Source organism: Ensifer oleiphilus (assembly GCF_013371465.1).
GTDB lineage: Bacteria > Pseudomonadota > Alphaproteobacteria > Rhizobiales > Rhizobiaceae > Ensifer > Ensifer oleiphilus.
This window is the reverse complement of record NZ_JABWDU010000005.1, coordinates 295,150-321,231: the sequence shown is the minus strand read 5'-3', so window position 1 is coordinate 321,231 and position 26,082 is coordinate 295,150. Positions and strand designations below refer to the sequence as shown.

The window sequence follows — 26,082 nt, the reverse complement described above, 5'->3', positions numbered from 1 at the left end:
AGCCACACGGTCAACAGAGCGTTCTCAATTCTCGAACAATCACGAGATGCTACTGAACAATCGCCTCACATAAGCAGGATCGCCAATGAGCAGCCCAAAGATCGTTACTGCCGCCATGGTCGCCATCGGCGACGAACTGTTATCCGGCAGAACCAAGGACAAGAACATCGGCCATCTCGCCGACATGATGACGATGGTCGGCATCGATCTGCGCGAGGTCCGTATCGTGCCCGACGAGGAAGCCTCGATCGCCGAAGCCATCAACGCCCTGCGCACGCGCTACGATTACATCTTCACCTCCGGTGGGATCGGCCCGACCCATGACGACATAACGGCCGACGCCGTGTCGAAAGCCTTCGGCGTCGATTGCATCTATGACGAGCGAGCCATGGCGTTGCTCGCCGCGATGTACGAACGCCGCGGCATGGAGTTTTCGGACGCACGCAAGCGGATGGCGCGCATGCCTCAGGGATCGCGACTGATCCCCAATCCGGTCTCCACGGCACCGGGATTTGCCATCGGCAACGTGCACGTGATGGCCGGGGTGCCGCAGGTGTTTCAGGCGATGCTCGATGCGATCATGCCGGACTTGCAGACCGGCACGCCGCTGCTCTCGCAATCGGTACGCTCTCCCTATGGCGAAGGCGATATCGGTACACCGCTGACGGCGGTGCAGAAGAACCACCCGGAGACCAGCATCGGCTCCTACCCCAAATTCGACGGCAAGGTTTTCTCAACCGATATCGTCGTTAGGGCGCGCGATCCGCAGGCTCTGTCGGCCGCAGCCGCCGACGTGCAGGCGATGATCGATGCGATTACGGCGTCGCGCGTTAAAGCCTGACCGCCGGAGCGTGCGCGCGGCGGGTATGGCAAGGATGCGAAGCTCTTGCGCATCGGCCGTCATTGCCGCTATTGCATGTCGGCAAATCAGGATGAAGCGTCTGCGCCTGCCCGATCTGCCGGATGCTTCGCCTTTACCTCGTCCAGACAAGCCGGAGCCCATCAATGTCCCTGCCCGATAAAGCCTTCCCCGTTTCTTGGGATCAGTTCCACCGCGACGCGCGTGCGCTTGCCTGGCGGCTGGCAGATCAGGGGCAGGAATGGCGCGCCATGGTGTGCATCACCCGCGGCGGCCTCGTGCCGGCGGCGATCATTTGCCGCGAGCTCAACATCCGCATGATCGAGACGGTCTGCATCGCCTCCTACCACGATTATGACACGCAGGGTCAGATGAAGGTGCTGAAGGGCATCGCGCCTGAAATCGCCAAGGATGGCGGCGAAGGCGTACTGATCATCGACGACCTGACCGATACCGGCAAGACCGCGGCCGAAGTTCGCGCCATGCTGCCGAAGGCGCATTTTGCCGCCGTCTACGCAAAGCCAAAGGGTCGGCCCATGGTCGACACCTTCGTCACCGAAGTGAGCCAGGACACCTGGATTTACTTCCCGTGGGATCTGGGCTTCACCTATCAGGAGCCGATCGCCAAGGGCACGCGCGGCTGATCCGATAAGGTCCCGTACGCCGTCTTCACTCGTTGCTTGCATAATTCCTTCAGACGGAATCGATTTACGGGAAATTTATGCTGCGAATCCAATTCGTTACTGCGCCGCGCGTCATGTTTGACGCGCGGCGCAGTAACGAGTCGAAGGTGTTTTTTCACGCTCGAAGGACGATGTGGCTTTAGCCGAGTGGCGGTATGGACGCCACCAGCGTTTCGGCTGTCAACCCCGGCCCAGCCTTCGCTCCGGCCGTACCATGGCGCCAGACACCGGCGGCAGCAGCCTCGAACGCTGGCATGCCCTGCGCCAGATGCGCGCCGATAATGCCTGCAAGCACGTCTCCGGATCCGGCTGTCGCCAGTGACGGCGGGGCGTTGGCGTTGACGGCAACCTTCCCGTCCGGGCTGGCGATCACCGTATCGGCACCCTTGTAGACGATCGTCGCATGGCTGATCTGAGCCGCGGATTGCGCCTTCTCGATCTTCGATCGGTTTTCGTCTCGGGCAATCTCGGGGAATAACCTGGCAAACTCGCCCTCATGCGGCGTCATCACCGCCCTGCCCGGTGCCGCCGCGAGTCGGGCGAACAACTGCGACCGGTGCTGCTGAAACGACGTAATGCCGTCGGCATCGAGAACCAGCGCGCGGTCGCAAAGCGCAAGCGCAAAAGCGCGCGCGCGCTCACCAACGCCAAATCCCGGGCCAAGCACAAATGCGCCAAGTCGGCTGTCTTCCAGCCAGCGCTCGAGCCCCGGCGGATCGTCTATCGCCTTCAGCATGACGGCGGTCAGATGCCCAGCATTGATGTCGAGCGCCGACGTCGGTGATGCCACCGTGACCAGGCCCGCCCCGGCAGCGAGACCGGCGGCTGCTGAAAGCCGCGCGGCACCCGTCGCCTGCGGCCCTCCCGAGAAGACGACGAGATGACCGCGACGAAATTTATGGCTCGATGCATCGAGCCTTGCCGCATGGTCGGACCAGAGCGCCGGCGTGTTGACGCGCAGCCCCTTCCCTCCCGCGAGCACGATACGGGCCGGAATACCGATGTCGAAGACGTCGAGAGCGCCGCAAAGCGAACGGCCCGGAAGCAGCAGATGGCCCGGCTTCTTTGCCATGAAGGTGACCGTATGGCTCGCAGCGAATGCCGCACCGCAGATCTGCCCCGTCCGCCCGTCAACGCCGGTCGGCAGGTCGACGGCAATGATGGGCAAGTCCCTCCCGTTGATCCGATCGATCGTTTCAACCACCGGCTCCGGTAGATCGCGCGAAAGGCCTGCGCCGAAGAGTGCATCGACGATGGCATCTGCAGGCTGCGGCAAGAAGGAAGCAAGGGGATCTATCGTGCCATTCCACAGCTGCCGTGCACGGGCGGCGTCGCCGGAAAGTGCGGCTGGATCACCGAAGGCAAAGACGGCGACGTTCGCACCGCTCTCGACAAGCGCCGAGGCCGCGACATAGCCGTCACCACCATTGTTGCCGGGGCCGCACAGAACGGCATAACGCTGTGCCTGCGGGAAACGCCGGAGCGCAGCCGCAGCGACAGCCAACCCGGCGCTGCGCATCAACAGGAAGCTGTCGATCCCCGATCGCGCAGCTGCGAGGTCCATTGCGGCCATTTCGGCCGGGGTAATCAACAGATCACGAAGAGAAGAGTGCATGGTCCAGACATACCCCCGTCCATCAGCCTGCGGCAAGTGGTATCCACCGACACCGGACTGCCCACAACTTATGCATTTGCACATATTTGTTGCTCAAATAACGTGCTTTTCCAGGGCATATGCCACGACCCTCCATCCAAACCGAACAACCTGCGCAGAAACCTTACAAAAAATAGGCAGATCGGCCGAAGCCAAAGGCATGGAATGCAGCCGCCATTGCTCAATCCCAAGAAATTTTGCTGCTCGGCAATCATTTTGCAGAAAAACTGGCATGCAACGTGCATATTGACCAGTGAGCGGGCATGATCCTGCTTTAAAGGGAGAAGCGGAGAGACATTTTCTCATGAAAAAGATCGAAGCGATCATAAAGCCCTTCAAGCTCGACGAAGTGAAGGAAGCCCTTCAGGAAGTCGGCCTGCAGGGCATTACCGTCACGGAAGCAAAGGGCTTCGGTCGACAGAAGGGTCACACGGAGCTGTATCGCGGCGCTGAATACGTCGTGGACTTCCTGCCCAAGGTAAAGGTCGAAGTGGTGCTGGCGGACGAAAACGCGGAGGCCGTCATCGAGGCGATCCGCAATGCTGCCCAAACCGGCCGGATTGGCGACGGAAAGATTTTCGTTTCCAACGTGGAGGAAGTCATCCGAATTCGTACCGGCGAAACGGGCCTCGACGCCATCTGATCCTCAAGGGCCGCCCGGCCCTTTCACCTTAAAACCTCGTCATCTCACACAGGGAATTACGGAAAATGACGACTGCAAGCGATATTCTGAAGCAAATCAAGGACAACGACGTCAAGTTCGTCGACCTGCGCTTTACCGACCCCAAGGGCAAGCTGCAGCACGTAACGATGGATGTCGTCTGTGTCGACGAAGACATGTTCGCCGATGGCGTCATGTTCGACGGCTCCTCGATTGGCGGCTGGAAGGCCATCAACGAGTCCGACATGGTGCTGATGCCCGACCCGGAAACAGCGCATATGGACCCGTTCTTCGCGCAGTCGACGATGGTCATCATCTGCGACATTCTCGATCCGGTTTCGGGCGAAGCCTACAACCGCGACCCGCGCGGCACGGCGAAGAAGGCTGAAGCCTATCTCAAGGCATCGGGCATCGGCGATACCGTCTTTGTCGGTCCGGAAGCCGAATTCTTCGTCTTCGACGACGTCAAGTACAAGGCTGATCCGTACAACACCGGCTTCAAGCTCGACTCCTCGGAACTGCCGTCCAACGACGACACCGACTACGAGACCGGCAACCTCGGCCACCGTCCGCGCGTCAAGGGCGGCTACTTCCCGGTTCCGCCGATCGACAGCTGCCAGGACATGCGCTCCGAGATGCTGACGGTTCTGTCCGAAATGGGCGTCACGGTCGAAAAGCATCACCATGAAGTCGCTGCTGCCCAGCACGAACTCGGCGTAAAGTTCGACGCGCTGGTCCGCAATGCCGACAAGATGCAGATCTACAAATACGTCGTGCATCAGGTCGCTAACGCCTACGGCAAGACGGCAACCTTCATGCCGAAGCCGATCTTCGGCGACAACGGCTCGGGCATGCACGTGCACCTGTCGATCTGGAAGGACGGCAAGCCGACCTTCGCCGGCGACGAATATGCAGGCCTGTCGGAATCGTGCCTCTACTTCATCGGCGGCATCATCAAGCATGCCAAGTCGCTGAACGCCTTCACCAACCCGTCGACGAACTCCTACAAGCGTCTCGTCCCGGGCTATGAAGCCCCGGTCCTACTTGCCTACTCCGCACGCAACCGTTCGGCTTCGTGCCGCATTCCGTTCGGCACCAACCCGAAGGCCAAGCGCGTCGAAGTCCGCTTCCCGGACCCGACCGCCAACCCCTACCTCGCCTTCGCAGCCATGCTGATGGCCGGCCTCGACGGCATCAAGAACAAGCTGCATCCGGGCAAGGCCATGGACAAGGACCTCTATGACCTGCCGCCGAAGGAACTGAAGAAGATCCCGACCGTCTGCGGCTCGCTGCGCGAAGCGCTCGAAAGCCTCGACAAGGATCGCAAGTACCTGACCGCCGGCGGCGTGTTCGACGACGATCAGATCGACTCCTTCATCGAACTGAAGATGCAGGAAGTCATGCGTTACGAAATGACCCCGCACCCGGTCGAGTACGACATGTACTACTCGGTCTAAGACCGATGGGCCGGGCGGCGGATGCCGCGCCCGGTCCGCAAGCGACGCGGCAAGCCGGCGGGGTTCAAGGGACCCTCGCCGGCTTGCTTTTTTTGGGCCACGCTGCCTCAAGAAACAGGAAGGCTAGGAAGGCGTACACGAAGCCGTGCATGACACCCTATTGATGTTTTGGGTTTGGCAACCCAGATAATCCCTTGAAAGGATGTGTTGCGTCATGAAACAGAGAAACGCGAAATTCGAGATCGGACAGGTGGTTCGCCATCGGGTTTTCCCGTTCCGCGGCGTCGTCTTCGACGTCGATCCGGAATACGCAAACACCGAGGAATGGTGGAATGCCATTCCGCAGGAGATCCGCCCAAGCAAGGATCAGCCCTTCTACCACCTGTTCGCCGAGAACGACGACAGCGAGTATGTCGCCTATGTGTCCGAGCAGAACCTGGTGTCTGACGAGAGCGATCGGCCGATACGCCACGCCCAGGTCGACGCCCTGTTCGAAAAGGACGATATCGGCCATTACAAGCCCAAGGTAACGTTCCGCCACTAGCAACCGAGCGGTGGGCACTCGCCAAAATGAAAAACGCCCGGACATCGTCCGGGCGTTTCTTTAATTCTCGAAAGTGCCGAAGCGCTTAGTTCTGCTTGGCGGCCTTCTGGGCGTCTTCAAGCTTCTTGCGCGCGTCTTCGGCCTTCTTCTGCATTTCTTCCTGCAGAAGGCGCTGACGCTCTTCAAGCTGCGACTGCTCGATCGGCTCGCCGTCGAAAATCCCAGTAAAGCCTTCAAGACCCATCTTGATCGGGTTCGGCGCGCGCTGGAAGTTGACGGAGGTGAAGACCACCTCGTTGCCCTTCTTCAGGCTTGCGATCAGCTGGTCAGACAGCGGAGCTTCAGCCACGCACTTGTCCGGCATGCAGATGGCGTAGTCGAGCTTAACCGGCTTGCCGCCGTCGATCTGCATCTGGACGCCGGTCGGGATCAGCCGCGCAGACGGCACGGAAACCTGCAGAACCTTGCGGTTGACCTTGCCCGATACGGTGATGAGGCCAACTGCGGTCAGGAGCTGACCGTTGTTTGCCGTCAACAGGTTCTGAACGATGCAGACATCGTTGTCTTCCTGCTTGGTGCAGACCTTGAACCAACCCTGCGGGGGCTTGCCACCTGCCTGCTGGGCAGATGCAACGCCCGGGACACCCGCAGCTGCTACAGAGAGCGCCAGCGTTGCCAGTCCCGCACGTTTGGTGAAGTTCGACTTGAAGATCATTGTGATTCCGTCTCCTGAAATCCGGTAACGGAACAATTCGTTCCGCAGGTGAGTATCGTCAGCCGCCGTTGTCCTGTTGGCCAAATAAGGCAAATGCATGACCCCGTTTCCGGAAACACCTGTTACATTGGCTCGTGCGGTTTATCCAGTGTTTCTTGCTCTTTTTTGACCTCTTGCCCGCCGGAATTTGGGTATAGCGTCGGTTGGAATTGTCGACCGGCGTTGGTAACGTGCCGGGAATCGGCCATTTGCCACTTCACTGGAGATAACGTTGCGCACAATTCTTTCCGGTCTGGCCATCCTGTTGGCCGCAACCGCATTTGGCGATGCCGCGATAGCCGCTCCCGTGCACGCCATTTCGATGCATGGAGAGCCCGCACTGCCAGCGGACTACAAGCATTTCCCCTACGTCAATCCCGATGTGAAGAAGGGCGGCAAGATCTCCTACGGCGTGGTCGGGACCTTCGACAGTCTCAATCCGTTCATCCTGAAGAGCATGCGCACGACAGCGCGCGGTATGTGGGATCCGGAATACGGCAATCTCGTCTACGAATCACTGATGCAGCGCTCCCGCGACGAACCCTTCACGATGTACGGTCTGCTCGCCCAGTCGGTAGAATGGGACGACGATCGGACGTTCATTCAGTTCAATATCAATCCGGCCGCGCGCTGGGCCGACGGGCAGCCGGTAACGGCAGACGACGTTATCTTCACCTTCGAACTGATGCGCGACAAGGGGCGCGTGCCCTTTGCCAACCGCATGGCGAAGGTGGCCAAGCTCGAGAAGGTCGGCGATCTCAGCGTCCGTTTCACCTTCACCGAAGACGCCGATCGCGAACTGCCGCTGCTGCTTGGGCTCTCTCCGGTCCTGCCGAAACACGCGACCGATGTGGCGACGTTTGACCAGACAACACTTAAAGCCCCGCTTGGTTCAGGCCCTTATCGCGTTGCCGAGGTAAAGCCCGGCGAACGCATCGTCTACCGCCGCAACCCGGACTATTGGGCAAAGACCCTTCCTTCCAAAGTCGGCTTCGACAATTACGACGAGATCTCCGTCGAGTACTTCCTGCAGGAGAATTCGCTGTTCGAAGCCTTCAAGAAGGGCGAGATCGACATCTATCCCGAGGGCAGCGCCACCAAATGGGCGCGCGGCTACGACTTTCCTGCGGTTCGCTCCGGTGACGTCGTCAAGGAGACGTTCACGCCGAAGACGCCCTCCGGCATGCTCGGCATTGTCTTCAACACGCGCAAGCCGATGTTCGACAATCTCAAACTGCGCCAGGGCCTGGCGCTGGTCTTCGACTTCGAGTGGGTCAACAAGAACCTGTTCGACAGCGCCTACACCCGCACCCAGAGCTACTGGCAGAACTCGACGCTCTCGTTTCTCGGTGCCGCTGCAGATGACCGCGAACTCGGTTTGATCGGCGATGCACGCGAGCACATCAATCCAGCGATCCTCGACGGCACCTATCGGTTGCCAGTAACAGATGCGTCGGGGCGCGACCGCAACGTGCTGCGCGTGGCCGTCTCGCTGTTGCGCGAGGCCGGCTATCAGATCAAGGACGGCAAGATGGTCGACGCCAACGGTGCGCCGCTCGCCTTCGAGATCATGAGCCAGAATGCCGGCCAGGAGAAAATCGCCCTCGCGTACCAGCGCTTCCTCGCACCGCTCGGCATCAAGGTCTCGGTGCGCACGGTCGACGATTCGCAATATCAGCAACGCAGCCAATCCTTCGACTACGACGTCATCATCAAGTCGTTCCCATCCACGCTCTCGCCCGGCATCGAGCAGGTCGGGCGCTGGACGTCACAATCGCGCGATCGCCAGGGAAGTGACAACTTCGCAGGCGTTGCAGACAAGGATGTCGACCGAATGGTCGAAAACATCTTGCAGGCCAGAACGACAGAGGACTTCACTGCGGCCGTTCGCGCCCACGACCGCTTGCTGGTCAACAATTCCTATCTGGTGCCTCTCTACCACCTGGATGCTCAATGGGTCGCCCGGCGCAAGCATATCGGTCGGCCGGCGGCGGTCCCACTCTACGGCTATCAGCTGCCGGCATGGTGGGATGAGAACGTACAGTAAAGGGATGGTTCCCTTTTGGTAACGCATTGAAAGCCGGTGGAAACCGGCTTATCTCGCAGCTTTGTCCAAGAGGAAAGGCACCCCGCATCATGCAAACCGTCAGCATAGATATCGTCTCCGACGTCGTCTGCCCTTGGTGCTATCTCGGCAAGGCAAGGCTCGACCAGGCGATCGCCAATGTCGGCGCGGAGCTGCAGGTCGCAGTGCAGTGGCGCCCCTACCAGCTTAACCCCGACCTGCCGCCTGAAGGTGTGGACCACAAGCAGCACCTCGCCGCCAAGCTCGGCGGTCAGGCAGCAGTCGACCGGGCACATGAAACGTTGAACGCGCTCGGCAATGCCGATGGTATCGCGTTCGATTTCGATGCGGTGAAGATCAGCCCGAACACGCTCGACGCGCACCGGCTCATTCGATGGGCGGCAACCCATGGAGACATGGCGCAGTCGGCCGTCGTCAGCCGACTCTTCAAGGCCAACTTCGAGGAAGGCCGCAATGTCGGCGATCACGCGGTGCTGCTCGACATCGCTGAAGAGGCCGGGCTCGACCGCCCTGTCATCGCAGCGCTCCTCAACTCGGATGCCGACAAGGATGCCGTCAAAGAAGAGATCGGCATGGCGCGCGAGATGGGTGTGACCGGCGTACCCTGTTTCATCATCGACGGGCAATATGCCGTTATGGGTGCGCAATCGGTCGACGTGCTCAGCAATGCGCTGCGCGAAATCGCGCAGATGAAAGCCACGGCATAATCCCCCGGATGACATTGATCTAAGACGTTATCCAGCGCGCCTACCGGCGCATTGCGCCGATCTGAAACAATACGGAAAGTCTTCTCGCGCCGCCACCCAAAAACGGCGGCGCGAAGGCGACTAAGCCTGCTTCGCCAACCCTGCCAGTTGCGTCATCACCATCGCCGCGCCCGAGAGGCGCTTTTCCGGCGTCACCAGCTCGCGCTGGAAGAAGATGCTGTGATCCGCCCGGATCTTCGCCTGGGTGCCCTGCTTGGCGATATAGCCGACAAGTGCTGCCGGGTTCGGAAACTCCCTGTTGCGCAGCTGCACGACCACACCCTTCGGCCCGGCATCGAGCTTTTCGACATTGGCTGTGCGGCAGAGCGACTTGATATAGACGATCTTCAAGAGGTGCTGCACCTCGATCGGCAGCGGGCCGAAGCGGTCGATCATCTCCGCGCCGAAGCCGTCGATTTCCTTGAGATCCGTCAGTTCGCCCAGGCGGCGGTAAAGGCCAAGTCGAAGATGCAGGTCCGGCACGTAGTGTTCCGGGATCATCACCGGGGTGCCGACGGAGATCTGCGGCGACCAGCCGGTATCGTGAACCTCTTCCTCGCCCTTGAGTTCGGCGACGGCCTCTTCGAGCATCTGCTGATAGAGTTCGAAGCCGACTTCCTTGATATGGCCGGACTGTTCTTCTCCGAGCAGATTGCCGGCTCCGCGGATGTCGAGGTCGTGGCTTGCCAGCTGGAAGCCGGCGCCGAGTGTGTCGAGCGACTGCAGCACCTTCAGCCGCCGCTCGGCGGTTGCCGTCAGCGTCTTGTTAACCGGTAGCGTAAACAGCGCAAAGGCACGCACCTTCGACCGCCCGACGCGGCCGCGCAGCTGGTAGAGCTGTGCCAGGCCGAACATGTCAGCGCGATGCACGATCAGGGTGTTGGCCGTTGGTACATCGAGACCGGATTCGACAATGGTCGTCGATAGCAGCACATCGTAACGCCCCTCATAGAAGGCGTTCATGATGTCTTCGAGTTCGGTCGCGGGCATCTGGCCGTGGGCGACAGCGACCTTCAACTCCGGCACGTCTGACTTCAGGAAATCGTGGATCTCCGAGAGGTCGCTGAGGCGCGGGCAGACATAGAAACTCTGGCCGCCGCGATAATGCTCGCGCATCAAGGTCTCACGGATCACCAGCGCATCGAACGGTGAGATAAATGTACGCACCGCCATGCGGTCAACAGGCGGCGTGGTGATCAGCGACAGCTCGCGCACACCCGTCAACGCCAACTGCAGAGTACGAGGAATCGGTGTCGCCGACAGTGTCAGCACATGCACGTCCGACTTCAGGTCCTTCAGCCGTTCCTTGTGTTTGACGCCGAAATGCTGCTCCTCGTCGATGATGAGCAGGCCGAGATTGGCGAAGTTGACCGACGTTCCGAGCAAGGCGTGGGTGCCGACCACGACGTCGGTCTTGCCCTCGGCCACTTCCTTTTTGGTCAGCGCCAGTTCCTTGGAACCAACAAGGCGCGAAGCCTGCTGGATGCGGATTGGCAGGCCGCGGAACCGTTCGGTGAACGTCTTGAAATGCTGCCGCGCAAGCAGCGTCGTGGGCACGACAACGGCGACCTGGACCCCATTCATGGCGGCGATGAAGGCCGCGCGCAACGCAACCTCCGTCTTGCCGAAGCCGACGTCGCCGCAAACGAGGCGGTCCATCGGCCGACCGCTGCCGAGATCCTCGCGCACGGCGTCGATCGAATTCAGCTGGTCCTCGGTCTCGTCATAGGGGAAGCGCGCGACGAATTCGTCATAGACGCCATCCTGAGCCACCAGGACGTGAGCGTGCCGGGTGTGGCGCTCGGCAGCGATACGGATGAGGCCACCCGCCATGTCTAGCAGGCGCTTCTTGAGCTTTGCCTTGCGGGCTTGCCAGGCGACGCCACCGAGCTTGTCGAGGATCGCATCCGTCCCCTCAGAGCCGTAGCGCGACAGGAGTTCGATGTTTTCGACCGGCAGGAAGAGCTTGGCGTTGTCGGCATAGACGAGCTCGAGGCAATCGTGCGGTGCACCGACCGCCTCGATCGTGCGCAGCCCCACGAACCGGCCGATACCGTGTTCGGCGTGCACGACGTAGCTGCCTTCGTCGAGACCGGCGACCTCGGCAATGAAATCGGCGCCGCGCTTGCGCCGCTTGGACCGGCGCACCATGCGGTCGCCGAGAATGTCCTGCTCGCCGATAACGACGAGATCCCCCGTCTCGAAGCCGGCCTCGATGCTGAGAACAGCAGACGCCGCTTCCCCCGGCTTCAGGGTCTTGATGTCGGCCATCGCCTTGATCTGGCGGATGTTGCCGAGACCGTGCTCCACAAGCACCTGCAGCAAGCGGTCGAGGGAGCCCTCGCTCCAGCCGGAGACGATAACCTTTGAGCCCTTGGACCGCTTCTCGGCGATGTACTTCACCGCCTGGTCGAAGACGTTGACGCGATCGCTTTCAGCTTCGCCCTCAGCGGCCGTCTTTGCCCAGCGCACGCCCTGACGCGCATCGACGGTCACGACCTGGCGGGCTTCTCCCTCCTGCTCGCTGAAGGGCGTAAGGCGAACGGCGTTGCGCTCAGCGAGTGCGGCCGCGAATCCTTCAGAGTTCAGATACAGGAATTCCGGCGGCACCGGCTTATAGGGCGTGCCCTGGGTCGCCAGCGACTTGCCGGGCGATGCCGCCGTGTGGCGGGCATCGTAGTAATCGAGAATGAGCTTCGACCGTTCCGCTGCGGCCTCGCGCGCCACATGATCAGTAACGATGCGAAAGCCAGCGAGATAGTCGAACACGGTCTCGAGACGATCGTAGAAGAGCGGCAGCCAATGCTCCATGCCCGCATAACGGCGCCCTTCGGAGACGGCCTGATAGAGCGCATCATCACGGGTCGTGGCGCCGAACAGCGATAGATATCGCGTGCGGAAGTGGCTGATCGTTTCCGGCGTCAGCGACACTTCGCTCATCGGATTGAGATCGAGGGAGCGTACCTGGCCGGTCGTGCGCTGGCTGGCCGGATCGAAGGAGCGGATCGTCTCCAGCGTATCGCCGAAGAAATCGAGCCGCAACGGATCGCCACTGCCAGGAACGAAGACATCGAGGATGCCGCCGCGCACGGCATATTCGCCGACTTCGCGCACGGTCGCCACGCGCTCGAAGCCATTGCGCTCCAGACGCGCTGCGACGTCGTCCATGCGAACCTGGTTGCCGGGACGCGCCGAGAAGGCGAGGCTCTCGATCACGTCCTGCGGCGAAATCTTCTGCAGAGCCGCATTGACCGTTACAAGCACGATGGCGGCATGCGGCTTCTTGCGGTGGGCGATCAGGGCGCTGAGCGCCGCAAGCCTGCGGGCCGACGTGTCGGCACTTGGGGATACCCGGTCATAAGGAAGGCAATCCCAACCGGGCAGCGTCAGCACCGGAATGTCGGGGGCGACGAAGCCCAAAACCTGCTCCAGATCGGCGATCCGCTGGCCGTCGGACAGAATATAGGCAACCGGCGTACCGGCACGGGCGAGATCCGCCAGTACCAGCGCCTCAGCGCCTGAAGGAACCGGGCCAATCGTGACTTCACGCGTTGCCGCTACAATCTTCTTCGGGTCAAGGCCAGCCAGCATCGATCTACTTCATCTCTTCGGGGAGCCGCTCGAAATCGGGACGGTAGGCGGCGATGCGTGTAAACATCGGCGTCTGGTAACGCTCGGGCACCGGCTGCTCGCCGATGAACCATTTGACAAGGTCGTTGTCTTCCTCGGCCATGATGATCTCAAGCTCGTCCAACTCGGCCTCCGACAAGCTGGATAATTCTGCTTCGGCGAATTGTCCGAGAATGAGGTCCATCTCGCGAATGCCGCGGTGCCAGGCGCGAAACAGGATCCGGCGACGACGCGGATCGAGATCAGCGCTGGTGCGTGAAATGCCAGTCATGGGGTTTCCTTCCTGCCGTCCGCGGGGGTACGGTTTGTGTCCATGGGCTCTATAAACGCTGAATAGGTGATTGTCAGCCTTGCCAAACTCCGAATTGTCGTCGCAATTTCATCGCCATGCGCCCTGCCCTGCTCGACCCGCTCTTTTCACCGCTCAACACTTTGCCCGGCATCGGGCCGAAGATCGGCGAGCTGTATGCCCGACTTCTTGGCCGGGAAACCATCGAAGACTGCCGGGTCGTCGACCTGGTTTTCCACGCCCCGCATTCGCTGATCGATCGGCGGCAGCAGCCTGGGATCGCCAATGCCCCACAGGGCGTCGTCGTGACGATCACCGGCCGCGTCGATCGCCATCAGCCACCACCGCCGGGCAAGCAGAACCTGCCCTACCGCATCTTCCTGCATGACGACACCGGGGAACTGGCGCTTACCTTCTTCCGTGTCAAAGGCAATTGGCTGGAAAAATCACTGCCGGTCGACGAGACCGTGATCGTCAGCGGCAAGGTCGACTGGTTCAACGGCCGGCCGTCGATGGTTCACCCGGACTATATGGTCAAGGCGAGCGAGGCGGAAAACTTGCCGCTTGTCGAACCGGTCTACGGGCTGACGGCCGGGCTATCCGCCCGCATCCTGCGCAAATCGATCGAAGCGGCGGTTGCCCGCGTCCCTGAGATGCCCGAGTGGATTGACGAAACACTTGCAGGCAAGCAGGGCTTCCAAAGTGCAGCCGACAGCTTTCGTGCCCTGCACGAGCCGCGCGACGCCACGGACATCGACCCGCAGGCGCCGGCGCGTCGGCGTCTCGCCTATGACGAATTCCTTGCCGGCCAGCTCTCTCTCGCCCTCGTTCGCCAGCGTCTCCGAAAGGTAGCCGGCACGCCGGTGCATGCGACAGGCAAGCTCTCCAGCCCTGTTATCTCGGCGTTGCCCTTCTCGCTGACGGCGAGCCAATCGACCGCGATTGCCGACATCCTCAAGGACATGGCCGGGGACGAGCGGATGCTTCGCCTGCTGCAGGGTGACGTCGGCTCCGGCAAGACCATGGTCGCGCTGATGGCAATGCTGGCGGCGGTCGAATCGGGCGGCCAGGCCGTGCTCATGGCCCCGACGGAAATCCTTGCGCGGCAGCATTTCGCCACGCTGGCGAAAATGGCAGCTCCTGCGGGCATCACCATGGATGTTCTGACCGGGCGCACCAAGGGCAAGGAGCGAGATGCGATCCTGGAACGCATCGCCTCCGGCGAGACGCGGATCGTGGTCGGCACCCATGCCCTTTTCCAGGACACCGTGAGCTATAGGGAACTCACCCTTGCGGTCGTCGACGAGCAGCACCGTTTCGGCGTCCATCAGCGCCTGCGCCTGACTGCCAAGGGCATCTCGCCCCATATGCTGGTGATGACCGCCACACCGATCCCGCGCACGCTGGTGCTCGCCGCCTTCGGCGACATGGATGTTTCCAAGCTGACGGAAAAGCCGGCGGGGCGAAAACCGATCCAGACGGTCGCCATCCCCACTGAGCGGACCGACGAGATCGTCGATCGTCTGGCTGCGGCGCTCAAGGAAGGCAAGAAGGCCTACTGGATCTGCCCGCTCGTCGAAGAATCCGAAGCGATCGACGTCATGTCGGCGGACGAGCGCTACCAGGGTCTCTCCAAACGCTTTGGCAGGGATGTCGGCCTTGTGCATGGCCGCATGAACGGGGCGGAAAAAGACGCCGTCATGCTCGCCTTCAAGAATGGCGAGATCCGGCTGCTCGTCGCCACCACGGTCGTCGAAGTCGGCGTCGACGTGCCGGATGCCACGATCATGGTGATCGAACATGCGGAACGCTTCGGCCTGGCGCAATTGCACCAGTTGCGTGGCCGGGTCGGACGTGGCGACGAGGCCTCGACCTGCATCCTGCTCTACAAGAGCCCGCTCGGGGAGACCGGTCGGGCGCGGCTTTCGATCCTGCGCGACAGCGAGGACGGATTTCTGATCGCCGAGGAGGACCTGAAACTGCGGGGCGAAGGCGAATTGCTGGGAACGCGGCAATCCGGGACACCGGGCTTTCGCATCGCCAGTCTCGAAGCGCATGGGGACCTGCTCGAGATCGCCCGCAAGGATGCGGCCTATATGATCGAGCGAGATCCTGACCTGACGTCACCACGCGGCGAGGCGTTGAGGACCCTGCTCTATCTGCACCGTCGCGACGAAGCGATCCGCTTCCTGCGCGCCGGCTAACGCATTTCCAGGAAAAATGCGAAGCGGTTTTCTGGCAGGAAACGCGTGAAGACAATGACGTCAGGCAGACTTCTGCTGGGCAATCTTGCGCGGCGGCGCGTTGGCGAGCGGCTTGTAATCCGGTGCAACGAGGCCGCCGGAAATCAAAAGCTTGGCCGCATCCTCGGCGCTCATTTCAAGCGGGATGATCTTGTCGCGGGGAACGAACAAAAGGAAGCCGGCTGTCGGGATCGGCGTCGGTGGCAGGAACACCGTCACCATGTCCATACCACGCTCAGAGAATTTGGCGGCGACCTCGCCTTTGACGTCCGTGGCGATGAAGACGAGCGACCAGAGGCCGGGGCTCGGATACTCGATCAGGCCTGCCTTCTTGAACGAGGACGACTGCTCCTGCAGCACCGTCTGGAATATCTGCTTCAGCGATTTGTAGATGGTGCGAACCAGTGGCGTCCGGCTGACAAGGGATTCGCCGAAGGCAACGATCGAGCGCCCGACCAGATTGGCGGTGAGGAATCCGACCAGCGTGATGACAATGAGCGCGACCAGAAGCCCGAAACCGGGTATCGCCACCGGCGAATAGGTGTCGGGGTTATAGAAATTCGGAAGATAGGGCTTCACCCATCCATCGGCCCATTCGATGAAGGTGCGAACCAACCAGACGGTAATCGCCAGCGGCGCGCAGATGATCAGCCCCGTGAGGAAATAGTTCCGCAACCGGGTCGCGATATAGCCGCTCTTCGAATTTTCGCTCATGCCTCGTCCGTTTAAACCTCACTCGGCGCCGAAAGCCGGATGATAGGCAACAGTGCCTTCAGGCACTGCGCCGGAGAAGGCCAGCGCCATGAAATATTGCGGCGCACAACCCGGGAATACAAGTGAAGATTCGTGTCCGAATCTGAACTTTTGGTAATAGTCGGGGTCACCCATGACCACGCAGCCAGCCGCGCCGTCGCCGGAAAGCATTGCGAGCCCCTCGCGGATCAGCCGGCTGCCGACGCCCTTCGTCTGATGGTCGGGCAAAACGGCGACGGGACCGAGCCCGAACCAGCCGGTCACCGGCGGCGTCAGTGTCACCGGCGAGAAGGCGACGTGGCCGACGATGTGGCCTTCGTCTTCGGCTACGAGCGAGAGCGACAGAGCGCCTTGATCCCGAAGGCGCTCGATGATGAACGGTTCGCTCTGGTCGCTGTGCGGGTGATCCTTGAAGGCGGCGGCCGTCACATCGTGGATCGCCTGCTCGTCGCCCACTCTTTCCGACCGGATGGTGATCATTCGACCGTGACCGACTTTGCGAGGTTACGGGGCTGGTCGACATCGGTGCCCATGAACACGGCGGTGTGATAGGCGAGCAGTTGGATCGGTAGTGAGAAGATCATCGGCGCGATGATCTCGTCGACGTTCGGCAGCACGATCGTCGCCATCGTCTCGAGCTTCGAAGCGGCTGCGCCCTTCTCGTCCGTGATCAGGATGATGCGGCCACCGCGAGCTGCCACTTCCTGCATGTTCGACACGGTCTTCTCGTAGAAGCGGTCATGCGGGGCGATGACGATGACGGGCATGTTTTCGTCGATCAACGCGATCGGCCCGTGCTTCAGCTCGCCGGCGGCATAACCTTCGGCGTGGATGTACGAGATTTCCTTGAGTTTCAGCGCACCTTCCATCGCCAGCGGGAAGCTGGTGCCACGACCGAGGTAAAGCACGTCCCGGCACTTCGACAGCTCGCGTGACAGCATCTCGATCTTCGGCTGGATGGCGTTCAGCACCTGGCCCATGATCCGCGGCATTTCCGTGAGGTGACGAACGAGCGCCTGCTCCTCATCGGCAGAAACCGTGCCTCGGGCCCGGCCGGCGCCGATCGAAAGCGCCGCCAGCACCGCCAGCTGGCAGGTGAACGCCTTGGTCGAGGCGACCCCGATCTCGGGCCCGGCAAGAATCGGAAAGACGGCATCGGATTCGCGCGCGATGGTCGATTCGCGGGTGTTGACGACCGCACCGATCTTCAGTCCGTGATCCTTGCAGTAGCGAAGCGACGCCAGCGTATCGGCGGTTTCGCCCGACTGCGAGATGAACAGCGCCGCCGACTGCGCCGACAGTGGGATTTCGCGGTAGCGGAACTCGGAAGCGACGTCGATTTCGACCGGCAGGCGGGCGTAACGTTCGAACCAGTACTTGCCGACGAGACCGGCGAGATAGGCGGTGCCGCAGGCAGAGATCGCGAGGCTGGGTACGCCAGCAAAGTCGATCGCACCCGTGGCCGCCTTCACCCGGTTTTCGGCAAAGTCGATGTAGTGGCCGAGCGCATGGGAGATCACCTCGGGCTGCTCATAGATCTCCTTTTCCATGAAGTGCCGGTGATTGCCCTTGTCGATCATGTAGGCGGCCGCCATCGAGATCTGTCTCGGGCGATCGACGGCATTGCCCGTGAGATCGAAGATATGGGCGCCATTGACACCGATCACCGCCCAGTCGCCATCGACCAGATAGGTGATCTCGTTGGTAAAGGGCGACAACGCGATCGCGTCGGAGCCTAAGAACATCTCGCCCTTGCCATGGCCGATCGCCAGCGGCGGGCCGTTGCGGGCAGCCATGATGGTCGAGGGATCGTCCTGGAAGAGGACGGCCAGCGCGTAGGCGCCGGTCACCCGCTTCAGCATCGCATGCATGGCCTCGCGCCGACCAAGGCCGTCGCGACGAAACTTTGCCAGGAGATGCGCCACGACTTCGGTGTCGGTCTGCGTCTCGAACTTGGCGCCGCCGGCGATCAGTTCGTCCTTCAGCTCGGAGAAGTTCTCGATGATGCCGTTGTGAACCACGGCAACACCGTCGGTAAAATGCGGGTGCGCATTGCGCTCAGTCGGGGCGCCATGCGTCGCCCAGCGGGTGTGGGCAATGCCGATCGTGCCTGCGAGCGGTTCTTCACGCAGGCGTGTCTCCAGATTGACCAGCTTGCCTTCGGCACGGCGGCGCTCCAGCACGCCGGCATGGATGGTCGCGACGCCGGCCGAATCATAGCCGCGGTATTCGAGCCGCTTCAACGCATCGACCAGTCGCTCCGAGACCGCCTGGTTCCCAACGATGCCAACAATTCCGCACATAGTCGTCTCCGAATTCGTCCCGCGCCGTTTCGACGCCCCAATCGACAGGGCGGAAGTCCCGCCCGGCGCGTTGCCTTGGTAACGCATTTGCCGGACGAGGCAATCCGCCCCGATTTCACTTTCGGTTTCAGTATTTAACGCGCAACCTAACCGGCCGCCTTGGCCGCCTTTTTCGCAGCCTTCAACGCCTCGTAGCGCTCACGCAGGACGCGTGCCCTGCCCGGCTTGATCTCCTGGCGCGCGCGGCCGAAGGCAACGGCATCGGCCGGCACATCCTCGGTGATGACGCTGCCGGAGGCAACCAGCGCGCCGTCGCCGATCTTCACCGGCGCCACCAGCGAAGAATTCGAGCCGACAAAGGCATTCTCGCCGATACGGGTTTCATGCTTGTTCACGCCGTCATAGTTGCAGGTGATCGTGCCCGCACCGATGTTGGTTCCGGCACCCACGAAGGCATCACCGATATAGGTCAGGTGGTTGACCTTGGCGCCTGCCCCGATTTCCGCCTTCTTGACCTCGCAGAAATTGCCGACCTTCGACTTCTCTCCGAGATCGGCACCGGGCCGCAGGCGCGCGTAGGGACCGACAGTCGCGCCGGCCCGCACCGTCGCGCCCTCAAGATGCGAGAACGCGTGGATGATGGCGCCGCTCTCGACGCGAACGCCTGGGCCGAACACGACATTCGGTTCGATCAGCACGTCCTGTTGCAGCTCGGTGTCCCAGGCGAGGAAAACGGTCTCCGGCGCGATCATCGACACCCCCGACAACATCAGTTCGTGACGGCGGCGCTCCTGCCAGAGCCGTTCTATATAGGCAAGTTCGGCGCGGGTATTGCAGCCGGTCAGCTCTTCCTCGGGCGCTTCGACGGCAATGGCGCGGCCGCCGATCGCCCGCACGATCTCGACCAGGTCGGTCAGGTAGTACTCGCCCTTGACGTTGTCGTTGCCGATGCGGTCGAGCAGATCGATCGCCTTGCTGCCATTGATCGCCATCAGGCCGCCGTTGCAATAGGTGATACGGCGTTCTTCCTCGGTCGCATCCTTGTGCTCGCGGATCGCGACCAGCGCACCGTCCTCGACGATCAGCCGGCCATAGCCGGAAGGGTCGGCAGCTTCGAAACCGATGACGACGACATCGTTGCCGGCGGCCAGGCCGTCGCGTGCCGCCTTGAGCGGCTCAGGCGTGATCAGCGGCGTATCGCCGAAGATGACCAGGATGTCGTCAAATCCCTTGGATATTGCTTCGCGCGCCGCGAGAACCGCATGCCCTGTGCCGAGGCGCTCCTTCTGGAGAAACGAGGCGATCGATACGCCACCGATCGCGGCCGCGCTCGAAACGGCATCAGCGTCACGACCGACAACGAGAGCCACGTCGGAGATCGCGGCACACGAAAGCGCTGCAACCACATGGGCGATCATCGGCCGACCGGCCACCGGATGCAGCACCTTCGACATCGACGATTTCATCCGCGTGCTTTCACCCGCAGCCAGTACAATCGCCAGGCAACTCCGTTCCATCCAATGATCTCCTTGGTCTTTTTCTTGAAGGGCCAAACGGGTCGCCCGATTCGACCCTCGTGTATCAGCAACATATTGCGGGAAGCATAACTCGCACAATCACGTCCCGTTAACCCGCTTAAAACCCGATGATGGCATAAGGAGAAGCGGAGCCTGCCCCGACAACCCATGCGCGTGCATCGCTCCCCCGGGGAGAGAAGCAGCAATGCATGTCAGCACCGATCTCGACGCAGCGGTAAAGCCGGTCAATACCATTGTGGCTGCCGTCCGCTCGCCACTCGCGGCACTCGCTCTGGCGCTTGTCCTGCTCTCGTTGCTTCTGACCGTCACGATCCCGCAGCCGATAGGGCCAATGTTCTGGGATCACTATCTCTATCTCGACGCCGCCAACCGGCTTGGCGACGGCCAGATTCCATCGGTCGACTTCTTCGCACCGGTCGGTGCGCTGGGCTACTATCTCTTCGCGGGCTTGCAGTCGGTCTTTCCGAGCGGCCACCCCCTGTTGCTGGCCAGCTGGTGCCTTCTCACCGTCACCGGGCCGTTGATCGGCCTGGTCACGTTCGACCTCCAGAAGCGTTCGCGACCACTGGCCTACGCCATTCTGTTGCCCTTCCTTCTCTTTTCCATCTTCCCGTTCAACACCGGCGACTTCTACCCCTATCCGGGGTCGGATGGGTTCGGCATCTACAATCGCCAGGTGTGCCAGCTTCTTTATGTGCTGGCCGCAGCGCTCATCTACGTCCGCAATCCACGCATCCTCATCGCAGTTGCCGCCGGCGCTATGATCGCGCTTTTCTTCGTAAAGGTCACGGGAGCCGTCGCCGGCGTCATCCTCTGCTTGACCGCGTTTGCTGCCGGACGGTTCAGCCTGCGCTCAGCGGTCGCCGCAGCCTTGATCTTCTTTGGCATTCTTGCCGTTATCGAACTGTCGCTCGGCGCAGTGTCGGCCTATATAGGCGACATTCTTGCACTGCTCGACGTTAATGACGGGATCCTGCTGACGCGCCTGCTACAGGCCGCATCGCTGAATTCCGGTCTGCTGCTGCCGGCAGGCGTTCTCTGCCTCACCCTGTTCTTTGCCGACCGGCCTTCTTTCGTCGCGCTACTGAAGGATGCATGCCGGCGGCCTTCGATCGCGGCTCTCGGCAGGATTTTCGATCAGGATTTCTTCTGGCTTGGCACCTTTGTCGTGGCAGGCATCCTGTTCGAGAGCCAAAACACCGGCAGCCAGGCTTTCATCTTCCTCTATCCATTGCTTCTGCGGATCGCTCTCGACTACGCCACGAAGGGCAAGCCTAAGCAGCTGACAATCGCGGTTTGGCTGCTCGCCATCGCTGCCGCACTTCCACCGGTGACTATCGTTGTCCAGAAGAGTGCACGCGCCTGGATCGGCGCCGTCAACAATATCAGGATCGAAAGCCGCAACCTGAAAACCATGGGGGCCGTCAACGTCCGCCCGATCCTCGCCGTGCGGGCCGGGCGAATGCGCAACATCTACATCACCGAGCCGGGCGCCTTCGAGGCCCTGGCGGATGAAGGTGAGTTGCCTTCATTCCTGCTCTATAGCGACTTCGACTTTCAAACGGGTTGGTTGGCGAATGTCGATAATGCGATCGATGCACTGCGCGCCTATGAGAATGCCAATGGCGTTCGCTTCGACACGATCTTCAACATCGACTTCGCCAATCCGTTTCCCTGGCTGATGGATCGCCACGCGCCAAGGCGCGTCGCCATCGGCGCAGATCCTTTCCGCGCCATTCCGCCGCCGGACGAAAGCGTGCGCGCGGCTGTCGCCGCCGTCGATATCGCACTCGTGCCAACCTGCCCGACGACGAACGTCAACAGGACGCTTTTGGCACTCTACCTGCCGAGCCTTGAGACCGGCCACACGCGCATCAAACTGACGCCATGCTACGACGCATTCGTCCGCAACGGCCTGCGGCCTGGCGAAACGGCCGCAGGTTCGTAACGGTTACGCCTGCGGCCGCAAGCGGCTCTCGGTCAGAAGCCCGTTTTCCTCGAGGATCGGATAGGCGACCGAGGCGATATGGGCGTTGATGCGCTTCAAGTCGCGCAGCATGTCGAGATGCAGCGAACTCGTCTGCAGGCTTTCGAGCCGTCCGTCGCGCAGCCGCTCGATATGACGTTCGGCCGAGCGCTTTTCCATGTGCCGAACATTGACCTTCACCTCGATCAATTGCCGGGCGAGATCGGCGTTGCGTGTGACGAAAATCGTCTGGGCGACGCGCAGATTGTCGATCGTCAGGTCGAACAGACTTTTGAGTTCCTGATAGCCGTCTTCGGAGAATTTCAGGCCGTTGTTGACCTTCTTGCCGATCTGTTCGCACAGACCCTTCTCGATGATATCGCCCATGTGCTCGAGATTGATCGCATAGTCGATGATGACGATCGAGCGACGCCCATCTTCCGGGCTCAGGCCATCACGACCCAGGCGAGACAGGAAGATCTTCACCTCCTGCTGCAGCAGATCGACCTGCTTCTCGAATTTGCCGACATCGCGGATCTCGGAAAGTTCGTTGTTGTTGAAAGCCGTCTGGGCGCGGATCAGCATCATCTCGATCAGGTCGCCGACGCGCAGCACTTCGCGCGTCGCGCCCGAAAGGGCCATGACCGGCGTGTGCAGGACGTTCTCGTCGAGATAGCGCGGACCGGTTTCGTCGGTCTCGCTGTCGGGAATGAAGCGGGTCATCAGCCGCGACAGGAGCCCGGCAAACGGCCAGGCAAGGATGGCCATGGCAAGATTGAACGCCAGATGGATGTCCACCGGCAGGTTCTGTTTCGGCAAAGGCAAGCTTTGCAGGAACTCGACGCTGGCACCGGTCAGAGGCAGCGCGATCAGACAGCCGATAGCGCGAACCACCAGGTTGCCGAGCGTCACGCGTCGGGCCGACGGCGCCGAAGACAGTGTTGCCATCACAGGCGGGATCGCGCCCCCGAGATTGGCGCCGAGCACCAGCGCCACCGTCAGCCCGACGGAGAGTACGCCGGCGGCAGAAAGCGAGAGCACCAGCATCACCACTGCAAGGCTGGAGGACGATGCGAAGGCAAGACCCGCCGATATGATCAAGGCCACCGGCCAGGCACTGTCGAGCATGCCGAGAAATGCGGCCAGCGCCGCCGATTCGCGCATCGGCTCGGTCGCAAGGCCAAGCAGATGCAGCGACAGCAACATCAGGCCGATGCCAACGAAAGCCGCGCCGAGGCCCTGTCGCGCGTTCGACCGGCTGACGCGATGCAGTATCACACCGACCAGAATGATCATCGGCGACAGCCATTCGATGCCGGTCGCCACGATCCAGGCGGTGACTGCCGTGCCTACATTGGCGCCGAGCAAGACGATCTGCGCCATGCGTGAGCGGATCAGCCCCTTTTCCACGAAGGACGCGGTCATCAGAGCCGTTGCGGTGGAGCTCTGCAGGGCAAGGGTGGCGAACAGCCCCGTCAGGAACGATCGCGTCGGTCCGCTCGTGCCCCGAGCAAGGCCGGCCCGCAGCTTCGCCCCGAAGGCGCGCGTGACCCCTTCCTTGACCAGGGAAAGGCCGAACAGCAGCAGCGCCACCGCTCCAAACAAATTGACCATAACGATTGTCGATTGCATGGCATGTCTTTCCACGGAGGCCGCATGAGTCGCCCCGCCCGATACACACAACCATAGTTCCGAAGTGTTTTCGATCTCAATCCAGCGACGGCGAATTCCCAAGTATGACGGCCAAATTTCTGTTGCCGGCTAACAAATCCGACGCCAATTTTGTCATTCGCGTCTTCGCATCGATCGCTATCAGCATCGCAAACAGCTCGCCCGAGCCTCTCGGCTGCCGACGGCCCGAAGTTCGTACGAATCACTTGATTTGCCGTGATCTGCGGGTGGCGCGCAATTTGCGCCATTGCGCCCTTCATTTCCTGTTTCGTTTGTTTTAAGGAACGAACTCGTTTGGCCAACAGCCACCGCACTGCAACGAGGTTTCTGCCCCCATGCTCGAATTCCTGAGAAAAGCCGCCCAGACCTGGGTCGTCAAAGGCCTGCTCGTCATTCTCGTGCTGTCATTCATGGTGTGGGGCGCATCGACATCGATGATCGCGAACCAGTCGGATGCCGTCGTCGTCGTCGGTGACGTCAAGGTCAAGGCCCCTGACTTCCGTCTCGCTTACGAGCGTCAGCTCGCGCTCGTTTCGCGCCAGCTCGGAACCCGCCTGACGCCGCAGCAGGCAAAGGCGTTCGGCATCGAGCAGCAGGTCTATTCTCAGCTTGTTGCGGGTGCAGCCCTCGATCAGCTCGCCGGCGACATGAACCTCGGCCTTTCGGAAGACCGGCTGGCCAAGCTCATCGCCGAAGATCCGGCCTTCCATAGCGTCAACGGCCAGTTCGATCGCCTGACGTTCTCCAGCGTTCTGCGCAACGCCGGCCTTCGCGAACAAGACTACATCAACAACCGCAGCCAGGTCGCCGTGCGCTCGCAGATCGTCGACGCGATGTCCGACGGTTATGTCGCGCCGAAAGTGCTCAGCGACGCGATCGCGTCCTACCGTCACGAAAAGCGCTCGATCGACTACATCCTCCTGTCCAATGCCAATATCGATCCGGTCAAGGCGCCGGGCGATGACGTTCTTGCCCCCTGGTACGACAGCCGCAAGGCAAACTACCGCGCGCCGGAATACCGCAAGATCACCTATCTGAAGCTCGCCCCCGAGGATATCGCCGACGTGACGACCGTGGTCGATGCCGACGTTCGCGCCGACTACGACAAGCGGAAGGACCATTTCCGCACCGAAGCCGTGCGCACGATTGAACAACTCGCCTTCCCGTCGCGTGAGGCAGCGGACGCTGCGGCAGCCAAGCTTGCCGCCGGCACCTCCTACGATGACCTCGTCAAAGCCGAAGGCAAGACACCTGCCGACGTTTTGCTGGGTGAGTTCACCGCTGCAAACGTTCCGGACCCAAAGATCGGTGAAGCCGCCTTTGCGATCGCCGCCAATGGTGGCACGTCGCCTGTCATCGATGGCGCCTTCGGACCGGTGATCCTGCGCGCAACGAACATCCGCGCGGAAACGGTTCGCAGCTTCGATGAGGTGAAGGAAGAACTGCGCAAGGAGATCGCCCTTTCCAACGCGCAGAACGAAATCATCGGCCTTCACGACAAGATCGAGGACGAGCGCGCTTCCGGCGCCTCGCTCAAGGACCTGGCTGAGACCCTCAAGCTGAAGGTTGCGACCGTCGATGGTATCGACGCAACCGGCAAGGACATGAACGGCGATGATGTCGCCGGGCTGCCAGAGCCGAACGCACTGCTGCAGGAAGTTTTCAAGGCCCAGATGGGTGACGAGACGTTGCCGGTGAACATCGGCCGTGACGGCTACGTCTGGTTCGACCTCGACGAAGTGGTTCCGGCACGTGATCGCACGCTCGACGAAGCACGCGACGAAGTGGCTGCGGACTGGACCGCAGAGCAGCAGCGCGCGGCTCTCGCCACGAAGGCCACAGAGTTGAAGCAGCGTATCGAAAAGGGCGCGACACTCGCCGATATCGCGACGGAACTTGGGCTTGCCGTCGAAACGAAGGCCGGATTGACCCGGTCGACGTCGGATGCGGCCCTGAGCCCGGCCGCCGTCGCTGCCGCCTTCAGCGGTCCGGACGGTCACGTTGCCAACGCTGCCGGTATCGGTGGTGACGGCCAGATCCTTCTGAAGGTAACCGCAATCGAGAACAGCGGCCCGACCGACGCGCTCGAAGACGACAGCCGCCAGATCCAGGCCATGGCCCGTGCCAGCGGCGACGACATTCTTGACCAGATGGTCTCGACCCTGCAGGCGGCCTACGGTGTTTCGATCAATCAGACGCTTGCCGAAACGGCTTTGGCACAGAGATAAGCGGCAAGGAAAACAAC

Annotated in this window: 19 protein-coding genes; 10 read left to right on the top strand and 9 right to left on the bottom strand. The window is 61.5% G+C overall.

All coding sequences use genetic code 11. The annotated features are described in order from the left end of the window. The first annotated feature begins 85 nt into the window (after positions 1-85). Positions 86-841 (top strand): competence/damage-inducible protein A, encoded by a 756-nt coding sequence (locus tag HT585_RS21160; protein WP_176354796.1) that lies wholly within the window; start codon positions 86-88, stop codon positions 839-841. Between the two features lie 164 nt (positions 842-1,005). After that, positions 1,006-1,503, top strand: coding sequence for a xanthine phosphoribosyltransferase (gene gpt, locus HT585_RS21155; protein WP_025427018.1), 498 nt, complete (start codon positions 1,006-1,008; stop codon positions 1,501-1,503). Between the two features lie 178 nt (positions 1,504-1,681). Here gpt and HT585_RS21150 read toward each other — a convergent pair whose 3' ends face one another. After that, entirely contained in the window at positions 1,682-3,157 is a 1,476-nt protein-coding gene (locus HT585_RS21150; protein ID WP_176354795.1) for an NAD(P)H-hydrate dehydratase, read from the bottom strand. Positions 3,158-3,500: 343 nt separating this feature from the next. On the opposite strand from HT585_RS21150, the gene HT585_RS21145 reads away from it, so the two are divergent. The 3 genes from HT585_RS21145 (at position 3,501) to hspQ (ending at position 5,858) form a co-directional block, all read left to right on the top strand. After that, complete coding sequence (locus tag HT585_RS21145) at positions 3,501-3,839, top strand: P-II family nitrogen regulator (RefSeq protein ID WP_003528058.1); 339 nt, start codon at positions 3,501-3,503, stop codon at positions 3,837-3,839. A 65-nt stretch (positions 3,840-3,904) separates the two neighbouring features. Further along, positions 3,905-5,314: a type I glutamate--ammonia ligase gene (gene glnA / locus HT585_RS21140; RefSeq protein WP_025427015.1), complete on the top strand. Its 1,410-nt coding sequence runs from the start codon at positions 3,905-3,907 to the stop codon at positions 5,312-5,314. Positions 5,315-5,528: 214 nt separating this feature from the next. Next, positions 5,529-5,858, top strand: coding sequence for a heat shock protein HspQ (hspQ, locus tag HT585_RS21135; RefSeq protein WP_025427014.1), 330 nt, complete (start codon positions 5,529-5,531; stop codon positions 5,856-5,858). Positions 5,859-5,943: 85 nt separating this feature from the next. On the opposite strand, the gene HT585_RS21130 is transcribed toward hspQ, so the two are convergent. Further along, on the bottom strand, positions 5,944-6,573 hold the full coding sequence (locus HT585_RS21130; protein ID WP_077503503.1) for an invasion associated locus B family protein: 630 nt from the start codon (positions 6,571-6,573) through the stop codon (positions 5,944-5,946). Between the two features lie 271 nt (positions 6,574-6,844). Here HT585_RS21130 and HT585_RS21125 point away from each other — a divergent pair, with 271 nt between their 5' ends. Both HT585_RS21125 and HT585_RS21120 read left to right on the top strand, forming a co-directional pair. Beyond that, positions 6,845-8,659 (top strand): extracellular solute-binding protein, encoded by a 1,815-nt coding sequence (locus HT585_RS21125; protein ID WP_176354794.1) that lies wholly within the window; start codon positions 6,845-6,847, stop codon positions 8,657-8,659. An 89-nt stretch (positions 8,660-8,748) separates the two neighbouring features. After that, positions 8,749-9,405 (top strand): DsbA family oxidoreductase, encoded by a 657-nt coding sequence (locus tag HT585_RS21120; RefSeq protein WP_176354793.1) that lies wholly within the window; start codon positions 8,749-8,751, stop codon positions 9,403-9,405. Between the two features lie 120 nt (positions 9,406-9,525). Here HT585_RS21120 and mfd read toward each other — a convergent pair whose 3' ends face one another. Together mfd and HT585_RS21110 are read right to left on the bottom strand one after the other, a co-directional pair. Further along, positions 9,526-13,035, bottom strand: a complete 3,510-nt coding sequence (mfd, locus tag HT585_RS21115; protein WP_176354792.1) for a transcription-repair coupling factor — start codon at positions 13,033-13,035, stop codon at positions 9,526-9,528. A 4-nt stretch (positions 13,036-13,039) separates the two neighbouring features. Beyond that, entirely contained in the window at positions 13,040-13,345 is a 306-nt protein-coding gene (locus HT585_RS21110; protein ID WP_176354791.1) for an FAD assembly factor SdhE, read from the bottom strand. Positions 13,346-13,461: 116 nt separating this feature from the next. Between HT585_RS21110 and recG the strand changes: the two genes are divergently transcribed. Next, the gene (gene recG, locus HT585_RS21105; RefSeq protein WP_176354790.1) at positions 13,462-15,567 is read left to right on the top strand and encodes an ATP-dependent DNA helicase RecG; all 2,106 of its coding nucleotides are present in this window, start codon (positions 13,462-13,464) and stop codon (positions 15,565-15,567) included. A 60-nt stretch (positions 15,568-15,627) separates the two neighbouring features. Here recG and HT585_RS21100 read toward each other — a convergent pair whose 3' ends face one another. From HT585_RS21100 to glmU, 4 genes are all read right to left on the bottom strand, one after another. Beyond that, the gene (locus HT585_RS21100; protein WP_176354789.1) at positions 15,628-16,320 is read right to left on the bottom strand and encodes a DUF502 domain-containing protein; all 693 of its coding nucleotides are present in this window, start codon (positions 16,318-16,320) and stop codon (positions 15,628-15,630) included. An 18-nt stretch (positions 16,321-16,338) separates the two neighbouring features. Beyond that, positions 16,339-16,836: a GNAT family N-acetyltransferase gene (locus tag HT585_RS21095; protein ID WP_176354847.1), complete on the bottom strand. Its 498-nt coding sequence runs from the start codon at positions 16,834-16,836 to the stop codon at positions 16,339-16,341. Then, complete coding sequence (gene glmS / locus HT585_RS21090; protein ID WP_176354788.1) at positions 16,836-18,662, bottom strand: glutamine--fructose-6-phosphate transaminase (isomerizing); 1,827 nt, start codon at positions 18,660-18,662, stop codon at positions 16,836-16,838. The genes HT585_RS21095 and glmS overlap by 1 nt, the downstream gene beginning before the upstream one ends. Positions 18,663-18,808: 146 nt before the next feature. Beyond that, the gene (gene glmU / locus HT585_RS21085) at positions 18,809-20,179 is read right to left on the bottom strand and encodes a bifunctional UDP-N-acetylglucosamine diphosphorylase/glucosamine-1-phosphate N-acetyltransferase GlmU (RefSeq protein ID WP_176354787.1); all 1,371 of its coding nucleotides are present in this window, start codon (positions 20,177-20,179) and stop codon (positions 18,809-18,811) included. A gap of 205 nt (positions 20,180-20,384) precedes the next feature. Here glmU and HT585_RS21080 point away from each other — a divergent pair, with 205 nt between their 5' ends. Then, complete coding sequence (locus HT585_RS21080; RefSeq protein WP_210270502.1) at positions 20,385-22,148, top strand: hypothetical protein; 1,764 nt, start codon at positions 20,385-20,387, stop codon at positions 22,146-22,148. Positions 22,149-22,151: 3 nt separating this feature from the next. Here HT585_RS21080 and HT585_RS21075 read toward each other — a convergent pair whose 3' ends face one another. Further along, positions 22,152-23,798: a Na/Pi cotransporter family protein gene (locus tag HT585_RS21075; protein ID WP_176354786.1), complete on the bottom strand. Its 1,647-nt coding sequence runs from the start codon at positions 23,796-23,798 to the stop codon at positions 22,152-22,154. 374 nt (positions 23,799-24,172) lie between these two features. On the opposite strand from HT585_RS21075, the gene HT585_RS21070 reads away from it, so the two are divergent. Then, a complete protein-coding gene (locus HT585_RS21070) occupies positions 24,173-26,065 on the top strand; it encodes a peptidylprolyl isomerase (RefSeq protein ID WP_176354785.1) in 1,893 nt (630 codons plus the stop codon). The last annotated feature ends 17 nt before the right edge of the window (positions 26,066-26,082 follow it).